Here is a 26,156-nt window from a genome sequence, read left to right as displayed (position 1 = left end):
ACCTCGCTGAGGATTCCCGTTAGCGATCGTAGCGAGGAAATCGGAGGTCCTATGCTCATCGCCCTCAGCGGATTACCCGGCACCGGCAAGACAACGATCGGGAAGGCGTTGGCCGCCAAACGATCGGCTGCCTATGTTCGTGTTGACGAGATCGAGCACGCGCTCAAGCAACATTTTGGATTTGACCAAGAGATCGGCCCCGCCGGCTACGTCGTGGCCTTTGCCATAGCGTCCTCGAACCTCAAGCTCGGCAGCGTAGTTGTCGCCGACAGCGTCTGTCCGCCGTCAGCACCAATGGCACAGATTTGAGGTTGTGATTTAAGGAGGGTTGGGGCTTCGTCGTAGTGACGAAGGAACGAAGATGAAGGCCCAACCCTCCTTGAAAAAATCGCCGACAAAGGCCCCTGCTGAGCGTGTTGTGAAGGATATTCGGCGGCAGACGCGTCGCCATTTCTCGGCCGAGGACAAAATCCGCATCGTGCTCGATGGGCTGCGCGGCGAGGACAGCATTGCGGAGCTGTGCCGCAAGGAAGGCATCGCCCAGAGCCTGTACTACACTTGGTCGAAGGAGTTCATGGAAGCGGGGAAGCGCCGCCTGGCCGGCGATACTGCCCGCGCGGCGACCACCGGTGAGGTCCAGGATCTGCGCCGCGAAACCCGTGCTTTGAAGGAATGCGTGGCGGACCTGACGCTGGAAAACCGGTTGCTCAAAAAAAGCATGATTGCGGATGGGGGCGACGACGAATGAGGTATCCCGCATCCGAAAAGCTCGAGATCATCCGGATCGTGGAACAGTCGCACCTGCCCGCCAAACGCACGCTCGACCAGTTGGGCGTCGCCCGTCGGACGTTCTACCGCTGGTATGACCGTTATCTTGAGGGCGGGCCGGAGGCGCTGGAGGATCGGCCATCGGCGCCGAGCCGGGTGTGGAACCGGATCGGCCGCGACATCCAGGATCAGATCGTGGAGATGGCGCTGGAGGCGACCGACCTCAGCCCCCGCGAACTGGCGGTGCGCTTCACCGACGAGAAACGCTACTTCGTGTCAGAATCCGCGGTTTACCGCCTGTTGAAGGCCCAGGATCTGATCACCAGCCCGGCCTATGTCGTGATCAAGGCCGCCGATCAGTTCCACACCAAGACCACCCGGCCGAACGAGATGTGGCAGACTGATTTTACCTACTTCAAGATCATTGGGTGGGGCTGGATGTACCTGTCGACCGTCCTCGATGACTTCTCGCGCTACATCATCGCCTGGAAGCTGTGCACCAACATGCGGGCCGAGGACGTGACCGACACGCTGGACCTGGCTCTGGCGGCTTCCGGCTGCGACAGCGCCACGGTGCTGCACAAGCCCAGGCTGCTCAGCGATAATGGTCCCAGCTACATCGCCGGCGAACTTGCGGAATACATTGAGGCCCGGAAAATGAGCCATGTGCGCGGCGCCCCGATGCATCCCCAGACCCAGGGCAAGATCGAACGCTGGCATCAGACCCTGAAGAACCGCATCCTATTGGAAAACTACTTCCTGCCCGGCGATCTCGAGGCCCAGATCGAGGCCTTCGTCGAACACTACAATCACCAGCGTTACCACGAGAGCCTGAACAATGTGACGCCCGCCGACACCTACTTCGGAAGGGCTCCGGCGGTCATCCAACAGCGTGAAAGGATCAAGCGACAGACCATCGAACATCGGCGCTTGCAGCACCGCAAGCTCGCCGCCTAACATCAACCCCCAGACGAGGCCCGCACTCCGCTAATTTACCCCGCGAGTTGCGCCAAATGTTCTGACGACGGACAGACAGCGTCAATCCCGTCCCCGAAAGTCGGCAAGGCTGGCGCGATGTCGTGCGAGCCGTTGACGGGGCACGTCTCCTTGAGGTCGAGGTGATCTGCAGCGACGAAAACGAACATAGGCGTCGGGTGGAGGGGCGTGTGCCAGACATAGATGGCTTCACGCTTCCCACGTGGTCGTCGGTGGCATCACACGATTACGTCCCGTGGACCGAGCCTCGCCTCATAGTGGATACCGCTCTTCTCAGCGCTCATGATGCCGTTTCCACGATTGAAAAGCAGCTTGAGGCAATGTCCGAGAATTGTCCTCGCTCGCCATGAGCGGACGGGCCGCAAATCACCAAGCCTGCCCGTTCGAATAACGCCAAAGAACATTGATATATTGAGTCAATTAGGTCCGGAATCTATACCGTACGGTGTTGGAGAGCACTAGCGTAGATGTGGTGCTCATTATCGTCGGGTACGGCCCGCCAGACCCGACGATTCCACGTCATGGCGCGATACTCTGCGCCAGAGCTACGCAAACGCCGCTGATTTCAGCACCGCGCGTCAAGCCGCCGCGGCTGCGCCCGCCCATGACAGCGGAAACGGGCCGAAATGGCGCGACACCTGTTCTCTATTGCGGCTGCAGATGCTCGGCCATGAAATCGACGAACGCCCTCAGTTTGGGCGTGATCTGGCGGCTGGCCGGCCAGAGGACATTGAACTGATCGGTCTCGGTGACCCACTCGTCCAGGATGGACACGAGACGGCCGTCAGCGATCTCGCCACGGATCGCAAAGGGAGGCAGGCAGGCAATGCCCATTCCCTCGATCGCCAACGCGATCAGAGGATCGACCGCCGTCGCGCTCATCCGCTCGGGCAGGACGATCTGTCCCTGCCGATCCCCGCGAGCAAACGGCCAGGGTCGCAGCTTGCCCGTGCTCGGCGACCGTTGGTGAAGACACTGGTGCCGGCTCAGATCCTCGGGGGTCAGTGGCACTCCGCATCGCGCCAGATAGTCGGGCGAGGCGACGATTTTCAGATGGAACCGCCCGACATTGCGGCTCATCAGCCAGCTGTCCGATGGCTGCCCGGTGCGAATGACCGCATCGAACCCTTCCTCCACCACGTCCACCAGCCGATCGCTGAAATCCAGGTCGAGTTGCACCTCGGGCCAGGCGCGCATGAAGTCCGCCATCACCGGTGTCAGCAACATGCCGACCAGCGGCAGGCTGACCCGCAGCCGGCCTCTCGGCGTTCGGTTGGACCGAGCAAGCTCGGCTTCGGCCGCCTCGATCTCCTCGAAGATGCGGCGGCAGCGTTCGAGGAACAGCCGCCCTTCTTCGGTAAGCGTCATATTGCGCGTGTTGCGATGGAACAGGCGGGCGTCCAGCCGTTGTTCGAGCCGAACCACCGCCTTGCCAACGGCCGAGGCGGAAAGGCCAAGCTTGCGCCCGGCGGCGACGAAGCTGCCGGTTTCAGCCGATTGCACGAAGGCATCAAGTGCCGCGAGTTTGTCCATTCTTGGCAAATAGCGGAATTTTATTCCGTAGTCATCGGCATAGAGGCTCATTTTTCCGATCAAAGCGGGTCGCTATCTCCGGGTCTCCGCAATCCAGGGAGACACGCATGCCCCCCGCCTTCACCATCCAGCCCGCCCCAACGACCTTCATCGTCAACGTGATTCACGTTCACCCCGGCAAGCAGGACGAGGCTTTCCGGCTGATCCAGGATGTCGTCCATTATGTCGCCGAGCGGAAGCCGGGCTTTTTGTGGAGCAACCTCGCCAAGAGCACCGATGGGCTGACGGTCGTGAATATCGAGGCGATCTCCGATCCCGGCGATGTCGAGATCTTCTTTTCCGATCCGGTCTTCCTCGAGAAATTCCACAAGCTCGACACCGTCTCCTCGAGCGAGTTTCACACCTATACCGTTGGCGACTTGGTGCTGCCGAAGGCCTCGGCGTGACGGCGCAAGTCGATCGGCTGCCGGTGGCGGGGCTCTGCGCACTGGCGGTTGCCGGCTTCGTCACGATCCTGACGGAAGCCTTGCCCGCCGGCCTGCTTCCTCAGATCGGGGCATCACTTGATGTGAGCGAGGCCTTGGCCGGACAATGGATCAGCATCTATGCGCTGGGGTCGCTGCTCGCGGCGATCCCGCTGACGGCGGCGACGCGAAGCTGGCGCAGGCGATCGCTCCTGCTTGGCGCCATCACCGGCTTTGCCATCGCCAATCTGGTGACGGCTCTGACGACGAGTTTCATCGTCGCGATGGCGGCGCGTTTCGTCGGCGGCGTATCGGCCGGCCTGCTATGGGCGCTTCTGGCCGGTTATGCGGTTCGCATGGCGCCGCCCGGTCTCTCTGGCCGGGCCATGGCCATCGCGATGGCGGGGACGCCGTTGGCACTTTCCATCGGCATCCCGGCCGGCACGTTTCTGGGCGTACTCGCCGGTTGGCGGCTGACCTTCGGCTTGCTCAGCGTCATTGCGCTGCTGCTGGTCGGCTGGATCGTCGCCAAGGTGCCTGACTTCGCCGGGGAGGCTGAAACGGAACGCCCGTCATTGACCCAGATCTTCGCGGTGCCGGGCGTGCGGCCGGTGCTGGCGGTGACGCTCTGCTTCGTGCTGGCCCACAACCTCCTCTACACCTACATCGCGCCACTGCTGACCGGTCACCGAATGGCCGACCAGGTCGACAGTATCCTGTTGGTTTTTGGGTGTTCGGCTCTTGTCAGTATCGGCCTGACGGGCGTGTTGATCGATAAATGGCTGCGACCATTGACCTTTGCCGGCATCGGCCTGTTCCTTGCTGCGGCGTTCATACTGGCGGTGTCAGACGGCGCGCCGCTTGCGGTCTATGGCGCCGTGCTGATCTGGGGGCTCGGATTTGGCGGGGCGGCGACGCTCTTTCAGACCGCGTCGGCGCGTGCCGCAGGCCCGGCGGCCGATGTCGCCCAGGCGATGATCGTGACGGCATGGAACATCGCCATTTTCGGCGGAGCCGTCGTGGGCGGTGTCATTCTCGAAACCGCAGGAGCAGGCGGGCTGTCCTGGGCTGGTATCGCCCTGCTTGTCGGGGCCGCCGGATCAGCGCTGCGCATGGGGCGCCCCGCTGGCGCAGGCCGCATGATGTGACAAAGCGCGATGCGATTTGGTTCGCCGAGCCCGCCCCTCCCGCTGGCCGATCCCGTTGGTGTATGGCCAGAACATCGGCCCTGAGTTGATGATGGCCGAACCCGCATCGAGGGGGCTGGGGCGGCGGCTCGCCACGATGGAGAACTGTCTGTTCCTCAATAGGTGGAGAGGGGCAGGGGCGTGGGCGGAGCGGTCGCACCGGGCCCCAGAGAGCGCTGCACCATCACGCTGTCGGCCCAGCGGCCGTAACGGTAGGCGACCGACGGGAGGAATCCCACCCTGACAAAGCCGAACCGCTCATGGATGGCGAGCGACGCGGTGTTGTCGCCATCGATATAACCGATCATCTGACGGAAGCCGGCCGCCGCGCAGGCATCGATCAGGCTGCGCATGAGCCGGCTGCCGATGCCGTGGCCGATGTGCTGGGGGTGGACGTAGATGGAATGTTTGACGGTGTAGCGGTAGGCCGGGCGCTTGCGGAACAGCACGACATAGGCATATCCCACCACCTCACCGCCCCGGACCGCGACGATATGGGGAAACCGGCGGTTTTTCAGGTTCTTGCGTCGCTCCCGCAGATCGTCGGGCTGCGGCGTGTCGTTGTCGTCCACCCCCTCCTCGACGCCCCGGCGGATGTGATGGCGGTAGATCGCCAGCATGGCATCAACGTCGGAATCCCGCGTCGGGCGGACAATGACCGCCTTCTCCTGCTCCATGAACGAACTCGGATTCCTGATTATTCCGCAACCACATACGTATACAGCCGGATGCGACCGGCAGCATCGGCTTCGCGATAGACGCCCTGGATCTCGACGTCAAAGCCCGGAAATGCGTCGAAGCAGGCTTCAAACATCCTGAGATAATCGATCATCGGCTGCGCGCGCTCCGTGAGCCTTTCGCCGGGGACGATCGTTGCAATGCCCGGCGGGTAGACCACGAACGGCGTGGTGGCGATACGCCCGGCAATGGCGTCGATGGGCAGGTAATCCACATCGTTGCGCACGAGGCAGCGCGCCGCATCGTGGGGAGACAGGGCGATATCGGGCAAGTGCTCGGCCGAGAACTGCATTGCCTGCAGTGCGCTGACATTGGCATTGCGGAAAAAGCGGTGCATCTCGCCGCACAGGTCGCGCAGGCGCACTCCGGCATAGCGCGCGGGTCGGCGCTTGTAGAACTCGGGGATGGCGTCTTCCAGCAAAGCGTTGTCGTCGTGCAGCTTCTTGAAGGCGACCAGACCGCTGATCAGCGTCCCGGCCTTGCTCGATTCAACACCCGGCGTCAGCAGGAACAGCAGCGAATTGAGGTCGTTCTTCTCCGCGACGATCCGATTCTCGCGCAGATACTGCGCGACCACAGGGGCCGGGATTCCGTGCTCGACATAGGCGCCCGTGGAGCGATCGAAGCCGGGCGTCAGCAGCGTCAGCTTGTTGGGATCGGTCATGGCGAAACCCGCCGTCATGTCGGCATAGCCATGCCACGCCGCGCCCGGCGTGAGATGCCAGAAGGCCGGGTTGGTGGCGAGTTGGTCGGTGGAGACGCTCTCCCACGGCACGTCATGGACCGCGCCGGGGCTTGATGCATCGGGAATCGCCACTCGGTCCGGCACGAAGGGCTCGAAGAACCAGCGGCGCTCGGGGCGCTGTTCCTTCTCCTCGAACTCCCGGCGCACCGCGCGGATCTTCTTGCGCAGCTCAATGCCGAGGCGGATCGTATCGTCCCATAGCACTTCCCCGGAACGTCCCTTCATCATCTGCGCGCCCACATCCAGCGAGGCGAACAGCGGATAGAAGGGCGAGGTCGAGGCGTGCTGCATGAAGCTCTCATTGAAGCGCCGGTGCTCCACTCGCCGCTTCTGCCCTTTGATATGCCGATCCTTCATGTGGATCTGCGACGCCTGCGAGAAGCTCGCGAGCTGCTTGTGGGTCGACTGGGTGGCGATGATGCCCGGCGCGTCCGGTCCCAGATCCTTCAGCCCCATGGCGAAGCGCCCGGCATAGAGCGGATGGAACTTCATGAAACCTGCCCAGGCCTCGTCGAACATGATGTAGTCGCACAGATGACCGATCTTCTTGAGGATCATCTCGGCATTATGGATCGTGCCGTCATAGGTGCATTGCTCGACCACGGCGACGCGGAACGGGCGCGGCTTCTGCCATGCGAGGGGATCCGTCACCAACGGATGGGTGCGGATGCGCTCGCGCAGCGCTTCTTCGTCCAGCGCCGCGAAATCCATCGGGCCGATCAGCCCCCAGGCATTGCGCACGGTCGGCACATAGACCGGAATGCCGCCGGAGATCATAAGGGCGCCATGATGGGCGGCCTTGTGGTTGTTGCGGTCGAACAGTACCAAATCGCCATCGGTAACGAGGGCAGAGAGCGCGACCTTGTTGGAGGTCGACGTTCCGTTGAGCACGAAATAGGTCTTCTCGGCGCCGAAAATCCTGGCCGCTTCCTTTTGCGCCGCAAGGGCCGGGCCCTCATGGGTCAGAAGGTCGCCGAGATCGAGCACGGAGTTGTCAAGGTCGTCGCGGAACACCGCCTCGCCCAGATGCTCCATGAACACCCGGCCGATCGGGCTGCGCGAGTAGAACACGCCGCCATTGTGCCCGGGACAGGTCCAGAGCTGGTTGCCCTCTTCGGCATAATCCACCAGCGCGCCGAAGAACGGCGTCTTCAGGGTTTCGGCATATTGCTTGAGCCGGCTGATGAGGTTCTTGGCGATGAAGGCGGGGGTTTCCTCGGAGAGGAAGACATAGCCGTCGATGAAGTCCAGCACCTCCACCGGCACGTCTTCGAACCGCTTCCGGCGGATCAGCAGGATGATGGGGAAGTCGAGGCCGCGCCGGCGCATCAGGTTGATGAGGGAGGCGGTCTTGCCCTCCATGCCCTTCTTGCCCCAGTCCACCATCATGCAGCCGATGGCGGCGTCGGTCTGAACCGCGATCTCGGCGTCCTCGATGGTGCGCGCGCGCACCACCTCGAAGCCGGAACTCTCTATCTCCGCGACGATCTGGTGATAGCGGGCGCCTTCCAGATCGTCCGCATCGAAGGCGGGGGTCGCGAAAAGGAAATTGAAGCGTTTGAAATAGTCCATCCGGGCATCCGCTCCTGTTCGGCTTCGACGCGACGTTTCGACGTGCCTCATGACGAGCGCACGACAATGCGGTGACGAGCCTAGAGGGAGAGCGAAGCACGCAGCCTGGCTAGCCGAGCCAGAATGGCTCGGCGTCGATGAATTTCCGCCAGCTGCGCCGCAGCGCCTCGGCGGTCTCGATGCGGTCGCGTCCCTGCCAGCCGGTGATCGCGCCGATGGCCTTATGGACCTGCGGGAGCGACGTGCTCTCCTCCACCTCGCGCAGCAGCGACTGCGTGGTGGTGATATCGTTGTCGATGCCGAGAATGTCCTGGAGCCGCGACATCCGCTTCAGGTATTTCCTGGCGGCGCCGTCGCGGTCGTAAAGCGGCAGCAGGAACTCCGCCCCATAACGCAGCTTCTTCAGTGTCAGGCGCAGCTCATGACGGGCCGCCGGCCGCAGCTTGCGGAAATTGTGGCCCTGTTTCAGCGCCTTGCGGTGCAGGCGCGTCAGCCCGCGCCCGGCGAATTCGCGCGCCGGCTGGGTGAGCACGGCGAGAGCGTCGACACCGATATCGTTCCGCCAGCTTCGGCGCTCGATCACCCGGCCGAGCGACAGCAGGAAGCGGGTGCATTCAAGATCGATCAGATCGACGCGCACGGCCTGATAGCTGAGAGCCCGAGGCGAGACGGAGGCGGATTTGAGCTCGGTGAAGTCGACGCCGGGCAGATTGGCGCGCTCGATCTCGGCGATGGTCGTCGTGGCGAACACGTCCCAATTTCGGGCGGGCCCGAGGGCGCCCGCCAACCGCTTCGCATCAAGGCCGAGGGCCTCGAGCGCCGAGGCGGGGACTTCTTTCTTGAACAGGGATATAGCGGTGCGCAGACGCCGCAGTGCGACCCGCAGCTGATGAACGCCCTCCGGGTCCTGGCCATGATGCGCCGCCATCAGATTCGCCATCACATGGCACTGGCAGGCATTCAAAACCTTGGCGATCACATCGTCCGTGGTATCAGCCGGCCCGATGCCTGTCGCAAACGCCTTTTCGGCCGTGGGCGAGGTGCCAAAGGCGAGCGCATAGCCGCGCTCGGCCTTGCTCTGGAACCCGACGCGAACCGGCCCCTGCTCAAGCAGGGACAGGGCCAGCTCGTGGAGCGCACCCGCCCCGCCTGCTTTCAGTTCCAGCTCGATCTCGCAGACGGCTTCCGCCTTTTCGCCGGCGCTCAGCGTTCCCTCGTCGAACGCGACCTCGATGACGGCGCCGCCAAACTCCACGACCTTTATATGGCGGCGGATCTTGGTGGTGAACACCGGCGCGAGTTCCATGCCCGGCAGCGTTGCGAAGGGCGCGCCCAGATCGGCCAGGGGCAGCGCATCGAGCTGAAGGGCGCTGTCCGGGACCCGCGCTTCCATCTCGCGCCGCTGGAGTGGGCTCCCCTCTGACGCCAGCTTCAGCGTCTGGACAAACTGCTTGCCGCTGCGCCGGACGCGCAACGACGCGCCCTGCCGGGCGAGGACCGCGTCGGGCGTGTCGTAATAGGTCGCCTCCAGGCGCCGGACGACGCCCTTTGATGCGGTGTTGCGGGTAATCACGGCGGCGGTGAGGAGGTGCTGGAGGGTGGCCGGATCCGTGAACAGCTTGAGCTCGACCTCGCGTCCGGCACCGGCCGACTCCGGCGCTTCCACGTGGCACTGCGGCTGAACCTCTGGCGTTTGCTCCGACATGTCGTCTCTCCGCTCGTCCGGGCATAAGCCGGTTTTGCCGCCACGAAGAGGCCACCTCCCGTCAGCTTGAAGGGCCACCGATAGCGGCTCGCACTGTCACATAAAAGTAGCATTCGCCGACCCGGGTCCTCGGGACGATGCCCGCTCGGCTCGCGGATCTCTGGGCGAATCGCCGCTCCGGTCCACTGCCGGGATATTGTGTTCCACGGCACGTTGGATCATTCTGACGCTCCGGTTTGGAGTCGGCAGAGAATTTTTGGACTTTGGAAAACACCACCCGTCACCCTTTCTGAGGCTCGCGGCCCTGAGGGAATCCGGATTTACGCCATTGGCGACATCCACGGGTGCCGGTCTCTTCTCGACAAGCTTCTTCAGAAGATCGAGGAGGATAACGCACGGTCAAAGCCGGGTGACTGGCGGATCATTTTTCTTGGCGACTATGTGGATCGAGGCTCGGACTCCAAGGGCGTTATCGACCGTCTGATCACGCTTCAGGCAGATGATCCCCGCTACATCATGCTCGCGGGTAACCACGACGTGGAATTCCTCGCCTTTCTCGATCAACCCAGCATCGATGGCGTTTTCGTCAATGGCGGCGGCAACGCCACGTCGCGCTCCTATGGCGTGAAGCTCAATCGCTCGAAGCTGAAGACAGAGGCCGATCTCGAACAGGTGCATCGGAAGCTGGTGGAGACGGTACCTTCCTCGCACGTTCAGTTCCTGAAAGGGCTGCAGCACGCGGTTTCGTTTGGCGACTACTTCTTCTGCCACGCCGGCGTCCGGCCGGGAACGTCCCTGGAGCGCCAGGACCCCGATGATCTCCTGTGGATGCGCGCCCCCTTCCTGGACTCTCTGATGCCCCTGGAAAAAGTGGTGGTCCACGGACACACCATCAGCGCGAAGCCTGAGGAGCGGATCAACCGCATCGGCATCGATACCGGCGCCTATCGGACGGGTCGCCTCACCGCGCTCGTCATCGACGGCGACCATAAGGCTTTTCTGTCGAGCAAGCCGTAGTAGCGGCAACCGGCCATCTGGCGTCGGGCATGAGGCGAAGATGTCGGAGGTAACGAAGAACAATTATGCGAGCTTAGACGCGGTCAGCATGCATCATAGCGCTACAGCGAACACATAGTTCTCTTCTTGGTGGCTCGCGCCCGCCATAAGCGCCTGATTTCATCACATGATGTGACGTTCGACCCGCGCCGTTCGGTGATGGCCGCTCTGCGCGCGCCTCGGGGCACGCGGCTCGCTATGCGGATGGAGAAGCGGCGCCTTGCGGGGGCCGTGCCGGTCGTCGGGCGGCGTCAGCCGTTCACGCGCATGGACGGCGCGGACAGGGCAGGCTCGGTGCGCGTCCCGACGGCGTCGTTGGCGGCGACGCAGGTGCATCGCTCCAATTGCTTGTGCGCCGCCTCGAGCCGCTTCCAGACCACCTCGCTCGCCTCGACCAGCGTCAGGCGATCCTCCGGCGTCAGCGCGGGATCGCGCGCCCGCGAGATCACGCCGGTATAATCCTCGAGCTCCATGTCGACTTCGAGGAGCAGCTCACGAACCGTTTGCATATTGGTTTCCTCCCGCTCGTCCGGGGAGCCGGCCTGTGGCACGGCGGGCCGGAACGGCATTGGGCAAAACGTCGGCGGGGGGGCGTTTGTTCCGGCCGATGTGGCCCTCCGTTCCGCTCCGCCCGCCGCCGCTTCGGTCCGGCGGTTGCCTTCGGCGCGTGGAGCGGCGCATTGCGCGCTCAGCACTACTCTACGGTGTCTGCGTCGTGCCGGAACTGGGCGTTGTGGAGGCGGTGGTAGAGGCCGCGGCGGGCGAGGAGAGCCTCGTGCGTGCCTTCTTCGGCGATGCCGTCGGCGGTGACCACGACGATGCGGTCGGCGTCGCGGATGGTGGCGAGGCGGTGGGCGATGACCAGCGTGGTGCGCCCGCGCGCCAGTTCGTCGAGCGAGCGCTGGATCTCACGCTCGGTATGGGTGTCGAGCGCCGAGGTCGCCTCGTCGAGGACGAGGATGGGCGGGTCCTTGAGGAAGATGCGCGAGATGGCGAGGCGCTGCTTCTGGCCGCCGGAGAGCTTGACGCCGCGCTCGCCGACGAGGGTGTCGAGCCCGTCGGGCAGTTCGGCGATCAGCGCATCGAGCCGGGCGCGGCGGGCGGCGGCGCGGATTTCGTCCTCCGAGGCATCGAGCCGGCCATAGGCGATGTTCTCGCGGATGGTGCCGCCGAACAGGAACACGTCCTGCTGCACGATGCCGATTTGCCGGCGCAGCGAGGCGAGCGTCATGTCGCGTATGTCTATGCCGTCGATCGTGATGCGGCCGGCATCGGCCTCGTAGAAGCGCGGCAGCAGCGACAGCAGCGTGGTCTTGCCGGCGCCCGAGGGGCCGACGAAGGCGACGGTCTCGCCGGCGCGGATGGCAAGGTCGATGTCGGCGAGGATCGGCCGGTCCGGCGCATAGCCGAAGCGCACGCCCTCGAAGCGTATGTCGCCGCGCAGATGCGCGACGGCGCGCGCGCCGGGGCGGTCGGCGATGTCGGGCGCGGTGTCCAGCAGTTCCTGATAGCGGCGGAAGCCGGCAATACCCTTGGGATAGGTCTCGATCACCGCGGCGATCTTGTCGAGCGGGCGGTAGAACACCGACACCAGCAGCAGGAAGCCGACGAAGCCGCCGATCGACAGCGTGCCCTGCACGACGAACCAGCTTCCCGCCAGCATGACGGAGAGCTGGACCAGGCGCATGGCGAGGTAGTTGAGCGCCTGGCTCGCCGCCATGATGCGGTAGGCGTCGAGCTTGGTGGCGCGATAGAGCCGGTTGTCGCCGGCGAACAGCTCGCGCTCATGCGCCTCGTTGCCGAAGGCCTGCACGACGCGAATGCCGCCGATATTCTCCTCCAGCCGGACGTTGAAGGCGCCGATGCGGCCGAACTGGGCCTGCCAGTTGCGCGTCATGCCGCCGCCATAGCGGGTAACCACGAGGGCGGTCAGCGGCACGATCAGCGCGGTGAGCAGTGCCAGCGGCGGGTGCACCCACATCATCAGCACGAAGGCGCCGACGAAGGTCATCACCGCGATGAACACATCTTCCGGCCCGTGATGGGCGATCTCGCCGATCTCCTCCAGATCCTTGGTGACGCGGGCGACGAGATGGCCGGTCTTGTAGCTGTCGTAGAAGCGGAAGGAGAGCTTCTGCAGGTGCGAGAAGGCGCGCTCGCGCATCTCGGTCTCGATGTTGATGCCGAGAACGTGGCCCCAATAGGTGACGACCGCCATCAGTCCGCTGTTGAGCGCATAGATGGCGAGCAGGCCGAGCGCGGCCAGCACGATGAGCGGAACGTCGCCCTGTGGCAGGAGCTGGTCGACGAAGGCCTTCATCGCCATGGGAAAGCCAAGCTCCAGCAGGCCGGACAGCACCGCGCAGCCGAAGTCCACCAGGAACAGAAAGCGGTGCGGGCGGTAATAGGCGAAAAAGGCCTGGAGCATGTCCTTTGCGCCGCGCGTGCCCGCGCGTGTCGTGAAAGCCGTCACGCCGTTGTGTCTCCCGTCTCGTTCCCCGCGCTGTCGGCGCCGCTTCCTCGCCGCCAATAGGCGGAAACATTCACATCCTTCCGTGCCAGCCCGCTCGCGTCGAGGAGCCAGCGGCGGATCGTTTGCGCGGCGCGGTGCTCGCAGCCGACCAGCACCTGCCCGCGCAGCTGGCCGCATGGAAGGCCCGAGCCTTCCCCCTTCCAGTCGAGGGCGCGCATCGCGCGCTCCAGCCGGTCGCCCGATCCCGCCGGCGCGCCGTCGCGATGCAGCCACGACAGTTGCAGCTCCGCCGCCGAGGCGATGGGCTGCTCCTCCGCCGCATCGGCGACCTCGATCAGCGCCACGACCCGGCGTCCGGCCGGCTGGCCCTCGGCGATACGGGCGATGACGGGCAGCGCCGTCTCGTCGCCGGCCAGCACCAGCCAGTCGGCATCGGGTGGCGGTCCGCCTCCCGGCCCCATCAGCCCGACCCGGTCGCCCAGCTGCGCCGTCAGTGCCCAGTGCGAGCCGGGGGCATGGTGGTCCGCGTGCACCACCATGTCGATATCGAGGGTTCCGGCGAGCCGGTTCACCCGCCGCACGGTGTAGACGCGGCGCACCAGCGCGTCCACGCCCGTCGGCCAGAGCGTGCGCCCGTCCGGCGCCGGCCTCGGCCAGACCGGTTCGCGCCCGGCCGGAGGGATGAGCAGGCGCACATGCAGCCCGGCGCCGCCCTCGAAGGACGCGACATCCGCGCCGGCGAGCGTGACGCGGCGCATGCGCCGCGTCAGCTGCCGGGCCGCCAGCACGCGCATCTCGTGGAAGAAGGGGATGACGCGGGGCGCGGCGGCATCGCCCGACCACTCGAAGGCGGGCGCCGCCGCGCCGGCGAGGTCGGCGAGATGCTCGGCGAGGGCGTTCTTGACGACATAGAGCGCGGTCGAATCGACACCCCATGCGGTGAGATGCAGATGGCCGGCCTCCGCCCGCAGTTCCGCCCGGCCGAAGCTGGTCTCGATGGTGCCGCCGGTGGCGGTGCGCGTGATCGCGCCATGTTCGACGAAATGCGCGCAGAGTGTCTCGGCCATGCCGAGCGGGTCGGCAAGGGGCACGCGGGCCTCGGCGCGCAGCCGCTTGTCAGTCATGCTGCGGGCCTCCGCGGTGAAGCAGCCAGATGAGATAGGGGGCGCCGACCAGCGCGGCGAACAGCCCGGTCGGCACCTGATAGGGGAACACCACGAGGCGCGCCAGCCAGTCGGCGAGGATCAGCAGCGCGGCGCCGATGAGGAGCGCCGCCGCGAGCTGCCCGGCGGGCCGGACGAAGCCGGCGAGCCGGGCGAGATGCGGCGCCATCAGCCCGATCAGGCTCAGCGGGCCGACCACGAAGGACGCCGCGGCGGTCAGCAGCGCCGCCAGCACCGCGAGCGTCAGCCGCGCGCGGCTCACCGGCACGCCGAGGCCGCGGCTCGCCGTTCCGCCGAGCGGCAGCACGCTCATCCAGCGGGTGAGCCCGAACAGCGGTGTGACGAGCAAGAGGGCGGCGCCGAACGCCGTCCAGGCCTCGAACGGGCCGGCCCGGTTGGTGGAGCCCGACATCCAGACCAGCAGCGTGTAGGCCGTCATGCCGCCGCTCGCGAGCACGGTGGAGATCACCGCCATGCACAGGGCGCCGCAGGCGAGCCCGGCCAGCAGCAGCCGCTCCGGCCCGAAGCCCGACCGGGCGGCGACGGCGAGCATCACGGACAGTACCGCCAGCGCGCCGGCCGCCATGGCGCCGAGCAGCACCGCGCCGCCGATGCCTCCCGCCAGCAGCGCGACCGCCAGTCCCACCCCGCCGCCGGCGCTGACGCCCAGCACCTCCGGGCTCGCCATGGGGTTGCCGGTCATGCGCTGCATCACCAGCCCGGCGGCCGCCAGCATCATGCCGGCGCAGGCCGCCGCCGCCAGGCGCGGGCCGCGCAACGGCAGAAGCTCCAGGAACAGTCCGCCGGTCGCGACGTGCCAGCCCTCCGCCGTACGCCCGATGGCGAGCGCGGCGGCGGCAAGCAGCAGCACCAGCGCCGCCATCGCGACGAGCGCGCCGGCCGGGCGGCGCAGCCGGCGTGCCGGATGCGCAGCGGCGAGATGGCGCAGACGGTCCGCCGCATGGACCTTCGGCAGCAGATACAGCAGCAGCGGGCCGCCGATCAGCGCCGTGGCCGCCCCCGTCGGGGCGAGGTCGCGGCCCCCGCTGCCGGCGAGCTGCACGAAGCTGTCGGCGAGCGACAGCACCAGCGCTCCGGCGAGCGGCGCGGCGAGCATCGTCTGGCGCGCGGTGCGGGCGCCGGCGAGGCGCGCGAAGGCCGGCGCGGCCAGCCCGACGAAGCCGATGATGCCGACCTCCGCCGTCACCGTGGCGGCGAGCCAGACGGCGACCGCCAACGCCATCAGCTTGGCGCCGGCGAGCCGGAGCCCGAGCGAGCGGGCGCCGGTATCATCCAGCCCCAGCAACGCCAGCGGCCGGACGAGCAGGGCCGTCGCGGCAAGGCCGAGCAGCAGCCGCGAGCCGACCGCGAGAGTGCCGTCCCAGCCCTGCTGGTTCAGCGCCCCGGCGCCCCAGATGAACAGCGACAGCACATAGTCGCCTTTGGCGAGGATGAGCGTGGCGCTCAGCGCGCCGGCCACCAGCGCGATCATCATGCCGGAGATCACCAGCGTGACCGGGTCGAGCCCACGGCGCCAGCCGAGGCCGATCACCAGCGCCGCGGCGCCGACCCCGCCGGCCAGCGCGACGCCCTCGCGGCTCGCCTCGACCAGCCCCGGCGCGAAGCCGAGCGCCAGGGTGAGGGCGAGCTGGGCGCCGGAGGCGATGCCGAGCGTGGAGGGATCGGCGATCGGGTTGCGCAGCACGCGCTGCAGCAGCGCGCCGGACAGGCCGAGGGCGGCGCCCGCCAGCAGGGCGATGGCGGCACGCGGAAGCTCGATCTGCCAGAACAGCACGCCGTCGAGGTCGGGCAGGTGCGGCCGCGTGGCGATGGCCGCGCTGGCGGCGCAGGCCGCCAGCAGCACGGCGGCCGGCCAGAGACGATGGATCGCCGCCTCAGCCACGGGAGGCGCTTCCGGAAGCGGCGATCGCCTCGGTCAGCAGCCGCGCGAAGCGCAGCGCCGAGGGCAGCGCCCCGAACGGGTCGACCGGCGCGAGCCACAGCACACGGCCGGCCCGCACCGCCGGCAGCGCCTGCCAGAAGGCGCTGCGTGCCAGCACGGGGGCGGCGTCCGGCGGCACCGGGCCGATCACCGCGATCCACGCCTCGTCATGCTGCGCCAGCACCTCGATCCCGACCGGCGCGGCGGCGGAATAGCTGGTGGGTGCGCTCCAGGCATTGGCGAGGCCGAGCCGGGGCAGCGCCTCGCCGATCATGCTGTCGAAGCCGAAGGTGCGGAAATGGCGGGCATCGCCGAGATTGATCGGCAGAACCGGCCGCTCCTGCCGGCCGAGCCGGGCGCGCAGCGCGGCGAAGGCCGCGTCGGTGTCGGCGACCAGCCGCTCTCCCGCGTCGGTGATGGCGAGCCGGGCGGCGACGGTGCGGGTCATGGCCAGCATCGGCGCATAGGGCGCGCGCCCCGGCACGTAGAGCGAGAAGCTCTCGACCGGAGCGATGCGTGCGAGGCGCGGCTCCATAGCGGCATAGAAGTTGGAGTTGAAGATGATGTCCGGGCGCGTGAGCAGCAGCGTCTCCAGATTGGGCAGCCCGCGCAGGCCGAGATCGGCCACGCTCTCCGGCACCGGGGGCTCGACGGCAAGCGCGCGGAACTGCACCAGCTCGGTCGCGGCGACGGGCGGGTGGCCGAGCGCCAGCAGCGTCTCCAGCAGCGCCCAGTCCAGCGTCGCCGCCCGCAGCGGAGCGGCGGCGCGCAGCGGGGGCGCGGCCGCGAGCGAGAGGGCGGCAAGCAACGCCCGCCGGCTTATGGGGCGGGGGAGGCTCACGTGACGTAGCCGATCGGCATGCCGTTGACGGGATGGGCGAAGACGTTCATCGGCAGGCCGTAAATGGTTGAGAGCAGCTCCGGCCGCATGATGTCCGCCGCGTCCGCATGGGCGAGGACGCGGCCGGCACGGAGCGCGACGATCTCGTCGCAGCTGCGCGCGGCCAGATTGATGTCGTGCAGCACCACGACCACCGCCATCCCGCTCTCGCGGCTGAGCGCGCGCACGAGGCGCAGCATCTCCTCCTGATGGGCGATGTCGAGCGCGGAGGTCGGCTCGTCGAGCAGCAGGCAGGCCGGGTCCTGCGCCAGCATCAGGGCGAGCCAGGCGCGCTGGCGTTCGCCGCCGGAGAGCGTGTCGACCGCGCGCGCGGCGAGGTCGCCGAGTTCGGTGCGGCGGATCGCGTCTTCCACCTTGGCGGCGTCGGCGGCGGTGAAGCGCCCGAGCATGCCGTGCCAGGGATAGCGGCCGAGCGCCACCAGCTCGCGCACGCTCAACCCGTCCGCCGGCGGGGTGAACTGCGGCATGAAGGCCACCTTGCGCGCGAAGGCGCGGTCGGACCACGCGGCCACGGGCCGCCCGCCGAACCGCACCTCGCCCGCCGTCGGGGCGAGGTCGCGGGCGAGAAGCCGCATCAGCGTGCTCTTGCCCGAGCCGTTGGGTCCCACCAGACCGTAGATGCGCCCGGATTCGAGGCGCAGCGACACCGGGCCGAGAAGGACCCGGCCGGCGACGCCAAAGCGGGCGTCGACGATCTCGAACAGGGCAGGGCAGGCGGCAGCGACGGACATCAGGACGGCGCTCTCACCATTTGTAATGCGCCGACAGGGTGATGGTGCGGCTGTCGCCATAGCCGCAGCCGGAAATGCCCTGGCAGCCCGACACATAGACCTCGTCGAGGATGTTGTTGACGTTGAGCGCGACGCCCCACGTCTCCTGGTCGTAGCGTATGGCGGCGTCGAACAGGGTGGAGGACGGCACCTTGAGCGTGTTCTGGTCGTCGATCCAGGACGAGCCGACATAGCGCACGCCGCCGCCGACGCTGACGCCCTTCAGCGGGCCATTGTCGAATTTGTAGTCGGCCCAGGCCGAGGCCATCACGTTCGGCACCAGCATCGGCTCGTTGCCGATGATCAGCGGGTCGGTGTCGTTGGTGATCTCCATGTCCATCACCGTCAGCGTGCCGATGAGGCGGAAGTTCCGGGTGACGTTGGCCTTGGCCTCCAGCTCGAAGCCGGTGGAGCGCACCTCGCCGAGCTGGGTGTCGAAGAAGATGTTGTCGACGTCCGGCACGGTGACGTTCTGCCGGGTGATCTGGAACACCGAGGCGGTGATCAGCGCGTCCATGAAGGTCGGCTGGTACTTGATGCCGGCCTCGTACTGGTAGCCTTCCTCCGGCTTGAAGCCGGTATTGTCGGCGTCGACGCCGACCACCGGATTGAAGAAGCTGGAGGCCGCCACATAGGGCGTGACGCCGTTGGCGAACTCGTAGGCGAGGCCGGCGCGGCCGGTGAAGGCGCCATCATGCGTCTTGTAGTTCGGCGAGAACATCAGCGTCGCGGGGCTTTCCGACTCCGTGTTCACATAGTCGTAGCGGCCGTTCAGCGTGGCGATCCAGCCGTCGCCGAACTTCATCTGGTCTTGCACATAGCCGCCGAGCTGCTGCTGGGTGAGCAACTGGTCCATATAGACCGAGGTCGGCCCCTGCGGCACGCCGTAGATCGGGTCGGTGGCGCTGATCGGCGTCGCCCCGCCCGAGGCCTGGACGTTGTCCAGACGGTACAGCGTGTAGTCGATACCGATCAGCACGTCGTGCGCGATCCCGCCGGTGACGAATTCGCGGCGGAAATGGTTGTCGGTGGCGAAGCTGTTGACCTCGCTATTGCCCTCGAAGCCGATCCGGTAGAGCAGGTTGCTCGGCGTCAGCGGCAGCGGGTTGCCGCCCCAGCCGGTCGAGGGGTCGAGGTAACCGTAGGGATACGGCCCGATCTCGCGCTTGTTGAGGTAGCCGTAACGGGCGCTGGAATGGAAGATCCAGTCGTTCTCGAACTCGTGCTTCAGCTCGTAGCCGGTCATGAACTGCGTGTAGCGGCTGCTGTCGAGCCCCGGCTCGCCAAAATAGGCGTCGCGGCTGATCTTGCCGAAGGACGCGTTCTGCACCGTGCCGTAATAGGGCAGGAAGCCGCCGCCGACATTGAGCTGGTCGAGCGCGGCGATCTGCGCGTAGACCGTCACCTCGGTCTGCTGCGAGGGCCGGTAGGTGAGCTGCGGCATGAACACGCCGCGCAGGTCGTTGCTGTAGTCGGTATGCTGGTCGCCGCCGGCGATGCGGCCGGTGAGCCGGTACAGCCAGATCGGGTCGCCCGAGGCTGGTGCCTTGGTCGGTCCGGCGTCCTTGTTCAGCGGGTCGGTAGTGCCGAAGACGTCGTTGATGTCGAAGGCGAAATACGCGTTGCCGAAATTGTTGATGCCGGCCTCGGCATAGCCGAATCGCTCATTGCGCGGCCGCTTGCTGACGAGGTTCACCAGGCCGCCCGGGCTCGACCCACCATAGAGCACCGAAGCCGGCCCCTTCAGCACCTCGATGCGCTCGAGCGTGAACGGGTCGATCTGGAAGCCGCCGAAGCCGTAGCTGTAGAGCGACAGGTTATCGAGGAAGATGCCGGTCTGGGTGGCGTTGAAGCCGCGAATGTAGAACCAGTCCGTGTCGGGGTCCGGCCCGCCATAGGGCGAGGCGTGCACGCCCGCCGTGTAGCGCAGCGCCTCGTCGACCTTCAGCGCCTTGCGGTCGTCGATCTCGTCGCGCCCGATCACCGAGACCGACTGCGGAATCTGGACGATGGGAACATCCGTCTTCATGCCGGTGGTCGTCTGGGTCGCGACATAGCCGTTGACCGGCCCGGTGCCGTTCTGCCGCTCGCCGTCGACCGAAATCGTGTCGAGCTCCACCGTCTCGCCCTCGGAGGATTGAGCCTGCTGGGCGAGAGCGGGGTTCGGCAGGGGCAGGGCCGCCAGCATGACGCCGCTCAGAAGCGCGAGCTTGAAGGTCTTTCCATACATTGCAATCGTTCCAGAAACGTTCAATCCCATGCGCATCCAATTCGGAAATATTCAAAAGTGCAGATTCTGATTATCTCCAGGCCGGACATGAAACGTCTGGTATCAATCATCTCCTTTGGATGATTGTTCGCTTTTGTCAAATCTTGTACGTTCTTGGTCGATTGGTTCCTGCCGTGCGATCACCGGCGCTTCATTTGCCTAAGCGCGAACTCCGGCGCATCTAGACGTGCCGGGTCACGGAGAAGAGAGACGTGCGAGGAAGAGGCATGGCGCCGCCCTTCGTCCCGAAGATGACCGCGAAGCTCGAAGGCATTTCGGTGCTGGGGAAGGGCCATCGCCGTTCATGGGACGGCGTGCTGGTGGAACTTTGGGAGGCGGAGGGGACCGTCGGCGCCCGCGCCGAATACGTCTCCGAGCACCCGCGTCTGTTCGTCCTGCTGGATCAGGCCGGCGGCGAGTTCGAGATGCTGCTCTCGCCCGACCGGCGGGCATTGCCGAAGCGCCATGTTCCGCGCCAGATCAGCTTCATCCCGGCCGGCGTGCCGCTCTGGTCGCGCGTCTCCAGCACCACCTATGTGCGCCATCTCGACCTGCATTTCGACATGGAGACGCTGCACCGTCGCCTCGCCGAGGATTTCGATCGCACCGCCTTCGAGACGCCCCGGCTGATGTTCAGCGACGAGCGGCTCATGACCTTCGCCGATCTGATCGCCGCCGAGTGCCAGAACCCGCTCGCCTTCCACGAATTGTACGGCGACAGCCTGACCACGGCGCTGTTCATCGATTTCCTGCGCTCCGGCCATCGGTCCGGGCGCAAGCGCACCGCGCTCGCCTCCTGGCAGCTGCGCCGCGTGACCGACTACATCGAGGCCAACTGCCTCGGCGCCATCCGGCTGGAGGAACTGGCGGAGCTGGTGGGCCTGTCGCCGAGCTATTTCAGCCACGCCTTCAAGGCCGCCACCGGCGTGCCGCCGCACCAGTGGCAGACCGATGCGCGGCTCAAGCGGGCGCAGCATCTGCTGCTCACCACCGACATGTCGCTCACCACGGTCGCCACGGCGACCGGCTTCTACGACCAGGCGCACTTCACGCGCATGTTCCGCCAGCATCTCGGCGCCACCCCGGCCGCCTGGCGCCGCGACCGGCGGGGCTGACGGCGCAAGCGTCGCCGCGCGGGTGTGCCGTCTTTATGCCGTCTTTATGCCGGCGTGCGGCATTCCGGATCGATCCCTTATCGGCACCGGCCTACATCCTCGCCAGCTCATCAACAGGAGCTGGATCATGCTCGATTTCGTCTATCTCGCCGTCGCCATCGGCTTCTTCGTGCTGATGGCCGCCTATGCGCGCGCCGTGTCGAAAGGGTGAGGCGATGTTCGACCTCGTTCTCGGCAGCGCCGTCGCGCTGGCGCTCACCGTCTATCTCGTGACCGCGTTGCTGCGGCCCGAGAAGTTCTGACGCGCGCCGTTCACCCCCCATTCGAAAGCCAAACGCCATGACCGCTTCCGGCTGGCTCCAGATAGCCATCATCCTCGCGCTCGTCGTCGCCGCGGCCGTTCCGCTCGGCGGCTACATGGCGCGCATCTATGCCGGCGAGCGCACCCTGCTCTCGTCCGTGCTCGGCCCGCTCGAGCGCGCGTTCTATCGCCTGGCCGGCGTCGACCCGAAGGTCGAGCAGGGCGCGCTCGGCTACACGCTCGGCATGCTCGCCTTCAACGCCGCCGGCTTCGCTCTGCTTTACGCCATACTGCGGCTGCAGGGCCTGCTGCCGTTCAATCCGCTGGGCTTTGCCGGCGTGAGCCCGGACCTCGCCTTCAACACGGCGGTGAGCTTCGTCTCGAACACCAACTGGCAGTCCTATGGTGGCGAGACCACCATGAGCCTGTTCAGCCAGATGGCCGGGCTGGCCGTGCAGAACTTCCTGTCCGCCGCCACCGGCCTCGCACTCGCGGTGGCGCTGGTGCGGGCCTTCGCCCGCTCCAACGCGTCGACGGTGGGCAATTTCTTTGTCGATATGACGCGCTCGGTGCTCTACGTGCTGCTGCCGCTCGCCATCGTGACGGCGCTGGCGCAGGTGTGGATGGGCGTGCCGCAGACCATGGACGCCACCACCGCGGCGACCACGCTGGAAGGCGCGCAGCAGACCCTCGCCATGGGCCCGGTGGCCTCGCAGATCGCGATCAAGCAGCTCGGCACCAATGGTGGCGGCTTCTTCAACGTCAACGCCGCGCACCCGTTCGAGAACCCCACCGCGCTCTCCAACGCGCTGGAGATCTGGCAGATGCTGGTCATCTCCACCGCCCTGGTCTTCGCCTTCGGCCGCCTCATCGGCGATCGCCGGCAGGCGCGCGCGCTGATCGCGACGATCGCCGTCATCCTCGTCGCCGGCATCGCGGTCGCCTATTGGGCCGAATCGGCAGGCACGCCCTCGCTGGTCGCCGCCGGGATCGATCCGGCGGGCGGCAACATGGAGGGCAAGGAGGTCCGCTTCGGGCTCGCCGCCTCCTCACTGTTCGCCGCCGTCACCACCGGCCTGTCGGATGGCGGCGTCAACGCGATGCACGATTCCTTCACGCCGCTGGGCGGTATGGTGCCGATGTTCCTCATCCAGCTCGGCGAGATCCTGCCGGGCGGCGTCGGCTCGGGCCTCTATGGCCTGCTGGTGATGGCGATCATCGCCGTCTTCGTCGCCGGCCTGATGGTCGGGCGCACGCCGGAATATCTCGGCAAGAAGATCGAGGCGCAGGAGGTGAAGATGGCGATCCTCGCCGTGCTGATCCTGCCGACCGCGATTCTCGGCTTCTCGGCGCTGTCGGCGGTGCTGCCGCAGGGGCTGGCCGGCCTCGCCAATGCCGGTCCGCATGGCCTGTCGGAAATCCTCTACGCCTACTCCTCGGCGGCGGGCAACAACGGCTCGGCCTTTGCCGGCCTGTCGGCGAACAGCCCATGGTGGAACACCACGCTCGGCCTCGCCATGCTGCTCGGGCGCTTCGCCTACATCGTGCCGATGATGGCGATTGCCGGCTCGCTCAGCGCCAAGACGCGGCTCACCTCCTCGTCCGGCACCTTCCCGACCCATGGCCTGCTGTTCGTCGGCCTGCTCGTCGGCGTCATCCTCATCCTCGGCGGTCTGCAGTTCTTCCCGGCGCTCGCCCTCGGCCCGATTGCCGAGCAGGTGCAGATGCTGGCCGGCAAGACCTTCTGACCGCGCGTTCGGAGACACTCGATGTCCACCCAGACCCACGCCAAATCCGGCTCCGCCTTCGCCTCGCCCGATCTTCTCGGCCGGGCGGTGCGCGACGCCTTCCTCAAGCTCAACCCGGTTGCGCTGATGCGCAACCCGGTGATCTTCGTCACCGAGGTCGTGGCGGCGCTCGTCACCGTGCTGTTCGTCCGTGACTTCCTGGTCGGCAATCCGCTGGCCTTCAGCGGCCAGATCATGGCCTGGCTGTGGTTTACCGTGCTGTTCGCCAATTTCGCCGAGGCGATCGCCGAAGGGCGGGGCAGGGCGCAGGCGGATTCCTTGCGCAAGGCGCGCACCGACACGGTGGCCAAGCGCCTGCGCGACCCTTCGGCACGTACGGCCTTTGACCGCGTCTCGGCGCTCGACCTCAAGGTCGGCGACCATGTGCTGGTCGAGGCGGGCGACCTGATCCCCGGCGACGGTGAGATCACCCTCGGCATCGCCTCGGTCAACGAGGCGGCCGTCACCGGCGAATCCGCGCCGGTCATCCGCGAGTCGGGCGGCGACCGCTCGGCCGTCACCGGCGGCACCACCGTCATCTCCGACTGGCTGGTGGTGCGCATCACCGCCGCCCCCGGCTCCTCCTTCCTCGACCGCATGATCGCGCTGGTGGAAGGCGCCGAGCGGCAGAAGACGCCGAACGAGATGGCGCTTTCGGTGCTGCTGGTCGGCATGACGCTGATCTTCCTCATCGCGGTGGTCTCGCTCGCCGGCCTTGGCCGCTATTCCGCCGCCGACGTGCGGGTGCCGATCCTCGTCGCCCTGCTGGTCACGCTGATCCCGACCACCATCGGCGGCCTGCTCTCGGCCATCGGCATCGCCGGCATGGACCGGCTGATCCGCCACAACGTGCTCGCCATGTCCGGCCGCGCGGTGGAGGCGGCGGGCGACGTCGACACGCTTCTGCTCGACAAGACCGGCACCATCACCTTCGGCAACCGCATGGCGGCCGAGATCATCCCGGTGCCCGGCATCACCGAGCATGAGGCGGCGCTCATCGCCGTGCAGGCGAGCCTCGCCGACGAGACCGCCGAGGGCCGTTCCATCCTTGCGCTCGCCCGTGAAAAGTTCGGCGTTTCCGCCGAGCGCGCGGCGCTCGAGGACGCCAGCTTCGTGCCCTTCTCCGCCGCGACCCGCCTGTCGGGCGTCGACGTGGAAGGCCGGCGCATCCGCAAGGGCGCGGTGGACGCGATCAAGCGCTTCGTGCACTCGGTCGACCCGCACGCCACGACCGGCATCGCCGCCTTCGACGCCGCGGTGGAGCGCATCGCGCGCTCGGGCGGCACGCCGCTCGGCCTCGCCGAGAACGGAAGGCTGCTCGGCGTCATCCACCTCAAGGACGTGGTGAAGCCGGACATCAAGGAGCGTTTCGCCGAGCTGCGCCGCATGGGCATCCGCACCGTCATGGTGACGGGCGACAATCCCATCACCGCCGCCGCCATCGCCTCCGAGGCTGGCGTCGATGATTTCATCGCCGAGGCCACGCCGCAGGACAAGCTCGCCTATATCCGCACCGAGCAGCGCCACGGTCGGCTGGTCGCCATGTGCGGCGACGGCACCAATGACGCGCCCGCGCTCGCCCAGGCCGACGTCGGCGTCGCCATGCAGTCCGGCACCCAGGCGGCGCGCGAGGCCGGCAACATGGTCGACCTCGACAGCGACCCGACCAAGCTCATCGAGATCGTCGGCATCGGCAAGCAACTGCTGATGACGCGTGGCGCGCTCACCACCTTCTCCATCGCCAACGACGTGGCGAAGTACTTCGCCATCATCCCGGCGCTGTTCATCGCCGCCATTCCCGAGCTCGGTCTGCTGAACGTCATGGGTCTGGCGACGCCGCAGAGCGCCATCCTGTCGGCGGTGATCTTCAACGCGCTGATCATCATCGCGCTGATCCCGCTCGCCCTGCGCGGGGTGAAGTACCGGGCGGGCGAGGCCGGCTCGGTGCTCGCCCGCAACCTGCTGATCTATGGCGGCGGCGGCATCGTCCTGCCCTTCGTCGGCATCAAGCTCATCGACATCGCCATCACGGCGATGGGCCTTGCCTGAAGCCGGCCTCGGAGAAGACTTCCATGATGACCTTTCTTCGCCCGGCGGTGACGCTGCTCATCGCCTTCACCCTCCTCACCGGCATCGCCTATCCCCTGGCGATGACCGAGCTGGCGCAGGTCCTGTTCCCGGTCCAGGCGCGCGGTTCGCTCGTCGAGCGCGACGGCACCGTCGTCGGCTCGCGGCTGATCGGCCAGAACTTCACCGCCGAGCGCTATTTCCATCCGCGCCCGTCGGTGGCCGGCAGCGGCTACGACGCGGCCGCCTCGTCGGGCAGCAATCTGGGGCCGACGAGCGCCATGCTCGCCGAGCGCCTGAAGACCGACGCGGCGGCGCTGCGGGCCGCTGGCCTCGCCGGGCCGATCCCGGTCGACGCCCTCACCACCTCGGGCAGCGGCCTTGATCCCGATGTTTCGCCGGCGAACGCTCTGGCGCAGGTTGCCCGCGTCGCCCGCGCCCGGGCGGTGGACGAGGCCCTTGTCCGCGACCTCGTCACGGCGCACATAGAGCAGCCGCGGCTCGGCGTGTTCGGCGATCCGCGCGTGAACGTGCTCGCTCTCAATCTCGCTCTCGACGCGGCCGCTCCGGCGGCGGGCGCGGCGCCGGGCTCCTGACGGAAACG

The 26,156-nt window shown here is 67.0% G+C and carries 22 protein-coding genes; 11 read left to right on the top strand and 11 right to left on the bottom strand.

Annotated elements, in window-relative coordinates:
* Window positions 1-51 precede the first annotated feature (51 nt).
* Together AC1PZ7_RS15300 and AC1PZ7_RS15295 are read left to right on the top strand one after the other, a co-directional pair.
* Window positions 52-309 carry a P-loop nucleotide/nucleoside kinase family protein gene (locus AC1PZ7_RS15300; RefSeq protein ID WP_482356072.1) on the top strand — a complete coding sequence of 86 codons (258 nt, stop codon included), beginning with the start codon at window positions 52-54 and terminating at the stop codon, window positions 307-309.
* A 52-nt stretch (window positions 310-361) separates the two neighbouring features.
* Window positions 362-1,725 (top strand): IS3 family transposase gene (locus AC1PZ7_RS15295; protein WP_482359592.1). Its coding sequence is split into 2 segments (ribosomal slippage): window positions 362-709 and window positions 712-1,725, totalling 1,362 coding nucleotides; the frame shifts between segments, so codons are not numbered across the junction.
* A gap of 684 nt (window positions 1,726-2,409) precedes the next feature.
* On the opposite strand, the gene AC1PZ7_RS15290 is transcribed toward AC1PZ7_RS15295, so the two are convergent.
* A complete protein-coding gene (locus AC1PZ7_RS15290) occupies window positions 2,410-3,297 on the bottom strand; it encodes a LysR family transcriptional regulator (protein ID WP_482359653.1) in 888 nt (295 codons plus the stop codon).
* 107 nt (window positions 3,298-3,404) lie between these two features.
* Here AC1PZ7_RS15290 and AC1PZ7_RS15285 point away from each other — a divergent pair, with 107 nt between their 5' ends.
* Window positions 3,405-3,743, top strand: coding sequence for an antibiotic biosynthesis monooxygenase (locus AC1PZ7_RS15285; RefSeq protein WP_482356071.1), 339 nt, complete (start codon window positions 3,405-3,407; stop codon window positions 3,741-3,743).
* The gene (locus AC1PZ7_RS15280) at window positions 3,740-4,909 is read left to right on the top strand and encodes an MFS transporter (protein ID WP_482356070.1); all 1,170 of its coding nucleotides are present in this window, start codon (window positions 3,740-3,742) and stop codon (window positions 4,907-4,909) included. The genes AC1PZ7_RS15285 and AC1PZ7_RS15280 overlap by 4 nt, the downstream gene beginning before the upstream one ends.
* A 155-nt stretch (window positions 4,910-5,064) precedes the next feature.
* Here the strand turns inward: AC1PZ7_RS15280 and AC1PZ7_RS15275 are convergent, their stop codons facing one another.
* From AC1PZ7_RS15275 to AC1PZ7_RS15265, 3 genes are all read right to left on the bottom strand, one after another.
* Window positions 5,065-5,625, bottom strand: coding sequence for a GNAT family N-acetyltransferase (locus tag AC1PZ7_RS15275; RefSeq protein ID WP_482356069.1), 561 nt, complete (start codon window positions 5,623-5,625; stop codon window positions 5,065-5,067).
* A 20-nt stretch (window positions 5,626-5,645) separates the two neighbouring features.
* Window positions 5,646-8,003 carry an Orn/Lys/Arg family decarboxylase gene (locus AC1PZ7_RS15270; protein WP_482356068.1) on the bottom strand — a complete coding sequence of 786 codons (2,358 nt, stop codon included), beginning with the start codon at window positions 8,001-8,003 and terminating at the stop codon, window positions 5,646-5,648.
* Window positions 8,004-8,112: 109 nt separating this feature from the next.
* Entirely contained in the window at window positions 8,113-9,708 is a 1,596-nt protein-coding gene (locus tag AC1PZ7_RS15265) for a CYTH and CHAD domain-containing protein (RefSeq protein WP_482356067.1), read from the bottom strand.
* Between the two features lie 198 nt (window positions 9,709-9,906).
* On the opposite strand from AC1PZ7_RS15265, the gene AC1PZ7_RS15260 reads away from it, so the two are divergent.
* Window positions 9,907-10,725, top strand: coding sequence for a metallophosphoesterase family protein (locus AC1PZ7_RS15260; RefSeq protein WP_482356066.1), 819 nt, complete (start codon window positions 9,907-9,909; stop codon window positions 10,723-10,725).
* 290 nt (window positions 10,726-11,015) lie between these two features.
* Here AC1PZ7_RS15260 and AC1PZ7_RS15255 read toward each other — a convergent pair whose 3' ends face one another.
* The 7 genes from AC1PZ7_RS15255 to AC1PZ7_RS15225 form a co-directional block, all read right to left on the bottom strand.
* Entirely contained in the window at window positions 11,016-11,273 is a 258-nt protein-coding gene (locus AC1PZ7_RS15255) for a hypothetical protein (RefSeq protein WP_482356065.1), read from the bottom strand.
* Between the two features lie 185 nt (window positions 11,274-11,458).
* On the bottom strand, window positions 11,459-13,192 hold the full coding sequence (locus AC1PZ7_RS15250) for an ABC transporter ATP-binding protein (protein WP_482356064.1): 1,734 nt from the start codon (window positions 13,190-13,192) through the stop codon (window positions 11,459-11,461).
* A 41-nt stretch (window positions 13,193-13,233) separates the two neighbouring features.
* Window positions 13,234-14,361, bottom strand: coding sequence for a DUF2218 domain-containing protein (locus AC1PZ7_RS15245; protein WP_482356063.1), 1,128 nt, complete (start codon window positions 14,359-14,361; stop codon window positions 13,234-13,236).
* Window positions 14,354-16,303: a Fe(3+)-hydroxamate ABC transporter permease FhuB gene (fhuB, locus tag AC1PZ7_RS15240; RefSeq protein WP_482356062.1), complete on the bottom strand. Its 1,950-nt coding sequence runs from the start codon at window positions 16,301-16,303 to the stop codon at window positions 14,354-14,356. Before fhuB ends, AC1PZ7_RS15245 begins: the two co-directional genes overlap by 8 nt.
* Window positions 16,296-17,183, bottom strand: a complete 888-nt coding sequence (locus AC1PZ7_RS15235; protein ID WP_482356061.1) for an ABC transporter substrate-binding protein — start codon at window positions 17,181-17,183, stop codon at window positions 16,296-16,298. Before AC1PZ7_RS15235 ends, fhuB begins: the two co-directional genes overlap by 8 nt.
* Entirely contained in the window at window positions 17,180-17,974 is a 795-nt protein-coding gene (locus AC1PZ7_RS15230; protein WP_482356060.1) for an ABC transporter ATP-binding protein, read from the bottom strand. The genes AC1PZ7_RS15235 and AC1PZ7_RS15230 overlap by 4 nt, the downstream gene beginning before the upstream one ends.
* Before the next feature lie 13 nt (window positions 17,975-17,987).
* On the bottom strand, window positions 17,988-20,243 hold the full coding sequence (locus AC1PZ7_RS15225; protein WP_482356059.1) for a TonB-dependent siderophore receptor: 2,256 nt from the start codon (window positions 20,241-20,243) through the stop codon (window positions 17,988-17,990).
* A gap of 266 nt (window positions 20,244-20,509) precedes the next feature.
* Between AC1PZ7_RS15225 and AC1PZ7_RS15220 the strand changes: the two genes are divergently transcribed.
* Genes AC1PZ7_RS15220 through kdpC form a run of 6 tightly spaced genes read left to right on the top strand, consistent with a single transcriptional unit; the run spans window position 20,510 to window position 26,148 of the window.
* A complete protein-coding gene (locus AC1PZ7_RS15220) occupies window positions 20,510-21,397 on the top strand; it encodes a helix-turn-helix domain-containing protein (protein ID WP_482356058.1) in 888 nt (295 codons plus the stop codon).
* A 46-nt stretch (window positions 21,398-21,443) separates the two neighbouring features.
* A complete protein-coding gene (locus AC1PZ7_RS15215) occupies window positions 21,444-21,608 on the top strand; it encodes a hypothetical protein (RefSeq protein WP_482356057.1) in 165 nt (54 codons plus the stop codon).
* Entirely contained in the window at window positions 21,583-21,699 is a 117-nt protein-coding gene (gene kdpF, locus AC1PZ7_RS15210; RefSeq protein WP_482356056.1) for a K(+)-transporting ATPase subunit F, read from the top strand. Before AC1PZ7_RS15215 ends, kdpF begins: the two co-directional genes overlap by 26 nt.
* 37 nt (window positions 21,700-21,736) lie before the next feature.
* The gene (gene kdpA / locus AC1PZ7_RS15205; RefSeq protein WP_482356055.1) at window positions 21,737-23,446 is read left to right on the top strand and encodes a potassium-transporting ATPase subunit KdpA; all 1,710 of its coding nucleotides are present in this window, start codon (window positions 21,737-21,739) and stop codon (window positions 23,444-23,446) included.
* Window positions 23,447-23,467: 21 nt separating this feature from the next.
* On the top strand, window positions 23,468-25,534 hold the full coding sequence (gene kdpB / locus AC1PZ7_RS15200) for a potassium-transporting ATPase subunit KdpB (protein ID WP_482356054.1): 2,067 nt from the start codon (window positions 23,468-23,470) through the stop codon (window positions 25,532-25,534).
* Window positions 25,535-25,557: 23 nt separating this feature from the next.
* Window positions 25,558-26,148 carry a potassium-transporting ATPase subunit KdpC gene (kdpC, locus tag AC1PZ7_RS15195; protein ID WP_482356053.1) on the top strand — a complete coding sequence of 197 codons (591 nt, stop codon included), beginning with the start codon at window positions 25,558-25,560 and terminating at the stop codon, window positions 26,146-26,148.
* Window positions 26,149-26,156: the final 8 nt, after the last annotated feature.

Source organism: Ancylobacter sp. TW_SC_1 (assembly GCF_056836805.1).
Note: the sequence above shows the minus strand (reverse complement) of the source record. Positions and strands in the feature narration are given on the sequence as shown.

Bases quoted from the DNA above. Each gene is read 5' to 3' on its own strand.
- kdpC (WP_482356053.1), top strand. From the start codon at position 25,558: ATGATGACCTTTCTTCGCCCGGCGGTGACGCTGCTCATCGCCTTCACC.
- kdpA (WP_482356055.1), top strand. From the start codon at position 21,737: ATGACCGCTTCCGGCTGGCTCCAGATAGCCATCATCCTCGCGCTCGTC.
- AC1PZ7_RS15275 (WP_482356069.1), bottom strand. From the start codon at position 5,625: ATGGAGCAGGAGAAGGCGGTCATTGTCCGCCCGACGCGGGATTCCGAC.
- AC1PZ7_RS15300 (WP_482356072.1), top strand. From the start codon at position 52: ATGCTCATCGCCCTCAGCGGATTACCCGGCACCGGCAAGACAACGATC.
- AC1PZ7_RS15230 (WP_482356060.1), bottom strand. From the start codon at position 17,974: ATGTCCGTCGCTGCCGCCTGCCCTGCCCTGTTCGAGATCGTCGACGCC.
- AC1PZ7_RS15250 (WP_482356064.1), bottom strand. From the start codon at position 13,192: ATGCTCCAGGCCTTTTTCGCCTATTACCGCCCGCACCGCTTTCTGTTC.
- kdpF (WP_482356056.1), top strand. From the start codon at position 21,583: ATGCGCGCGCCGTGTCGAAAGGGTGAGGCGATGTTCGACCTCGTTCTC.
- AC1PZ7_RS15290 (WP_482359653.1), bottom strand. From the start codon at position 3,297: ATGGACAAACTCGCGGCACTTGATGCCTTCGTGCAATCGGCTGAAACC.
- AC1PZ7_RS15220 (WP_482356058.1), top strand. From the start codon at position 20,510: ATGGCGCCGCCCTTCGTCCCGAAGATGACCGCGAAGCTCGAAGGCATT.
- AC1PZ7_RS15270 (WP_482356068.1), bottom strand. From the start codon at position 8,003: ATGGACTATTTCAAACGCTTCAATTTCCTTTTCGCGACCCCCGCCTTC.
- AC1PZ7_RS15265 (WP_482356067.1), bottom strand. From the start codon at position 9,708: ATGTCGGAGCAAACGCCAGAGGTTCAGCCGCAGTGCCACGTGGAAGCG.
- AC1PZ7_RS15285 (WP_482356071.1), top strand. From the start codon at position 3,405: ATGCCCCCCGCCTTCACCATCCAGCCCGCCCCAACGACCTTCATCGTC.
- AC1PZ7_RS15245 (WP_482356063.1), bottom strand. From the start codon at position 14,361: ATGACTGACAAGCGGCTGCGCGCCGAGGCCCGCGTGCCCCTTGCCGAC.
- kdpB (WP_482356054.1), top strand. From the start codon at position 23,468: ATGTCCACCCAGACCCACGCCAAATCCGGCTCCGCCTTCGCCTCGCCC.
- AC1PZ7_RS15225 (WP_482356059.1), bottom strand. From the start codon at position 20,243: ATGTATGGAAAGACCTTCAAGCTCGCGCTTCTGAGCGGCGTCATGCTG.
- AC1PZ7_RS15215 (WP_482356057.1), top strand. From the start codon at position 21,444: ATGCCGGCGTGCGGCATTCCGGATCGATCCCTTATCGGCACCGGCCTA.
- AC1PZ7_RS15255 (WP_482356065.1), bottom strand. From the start codon at position 11,273: ATGCAAACGGTTCGTGAGCTGCTCCTCGAAGTCGACATGGAGCTCGAG.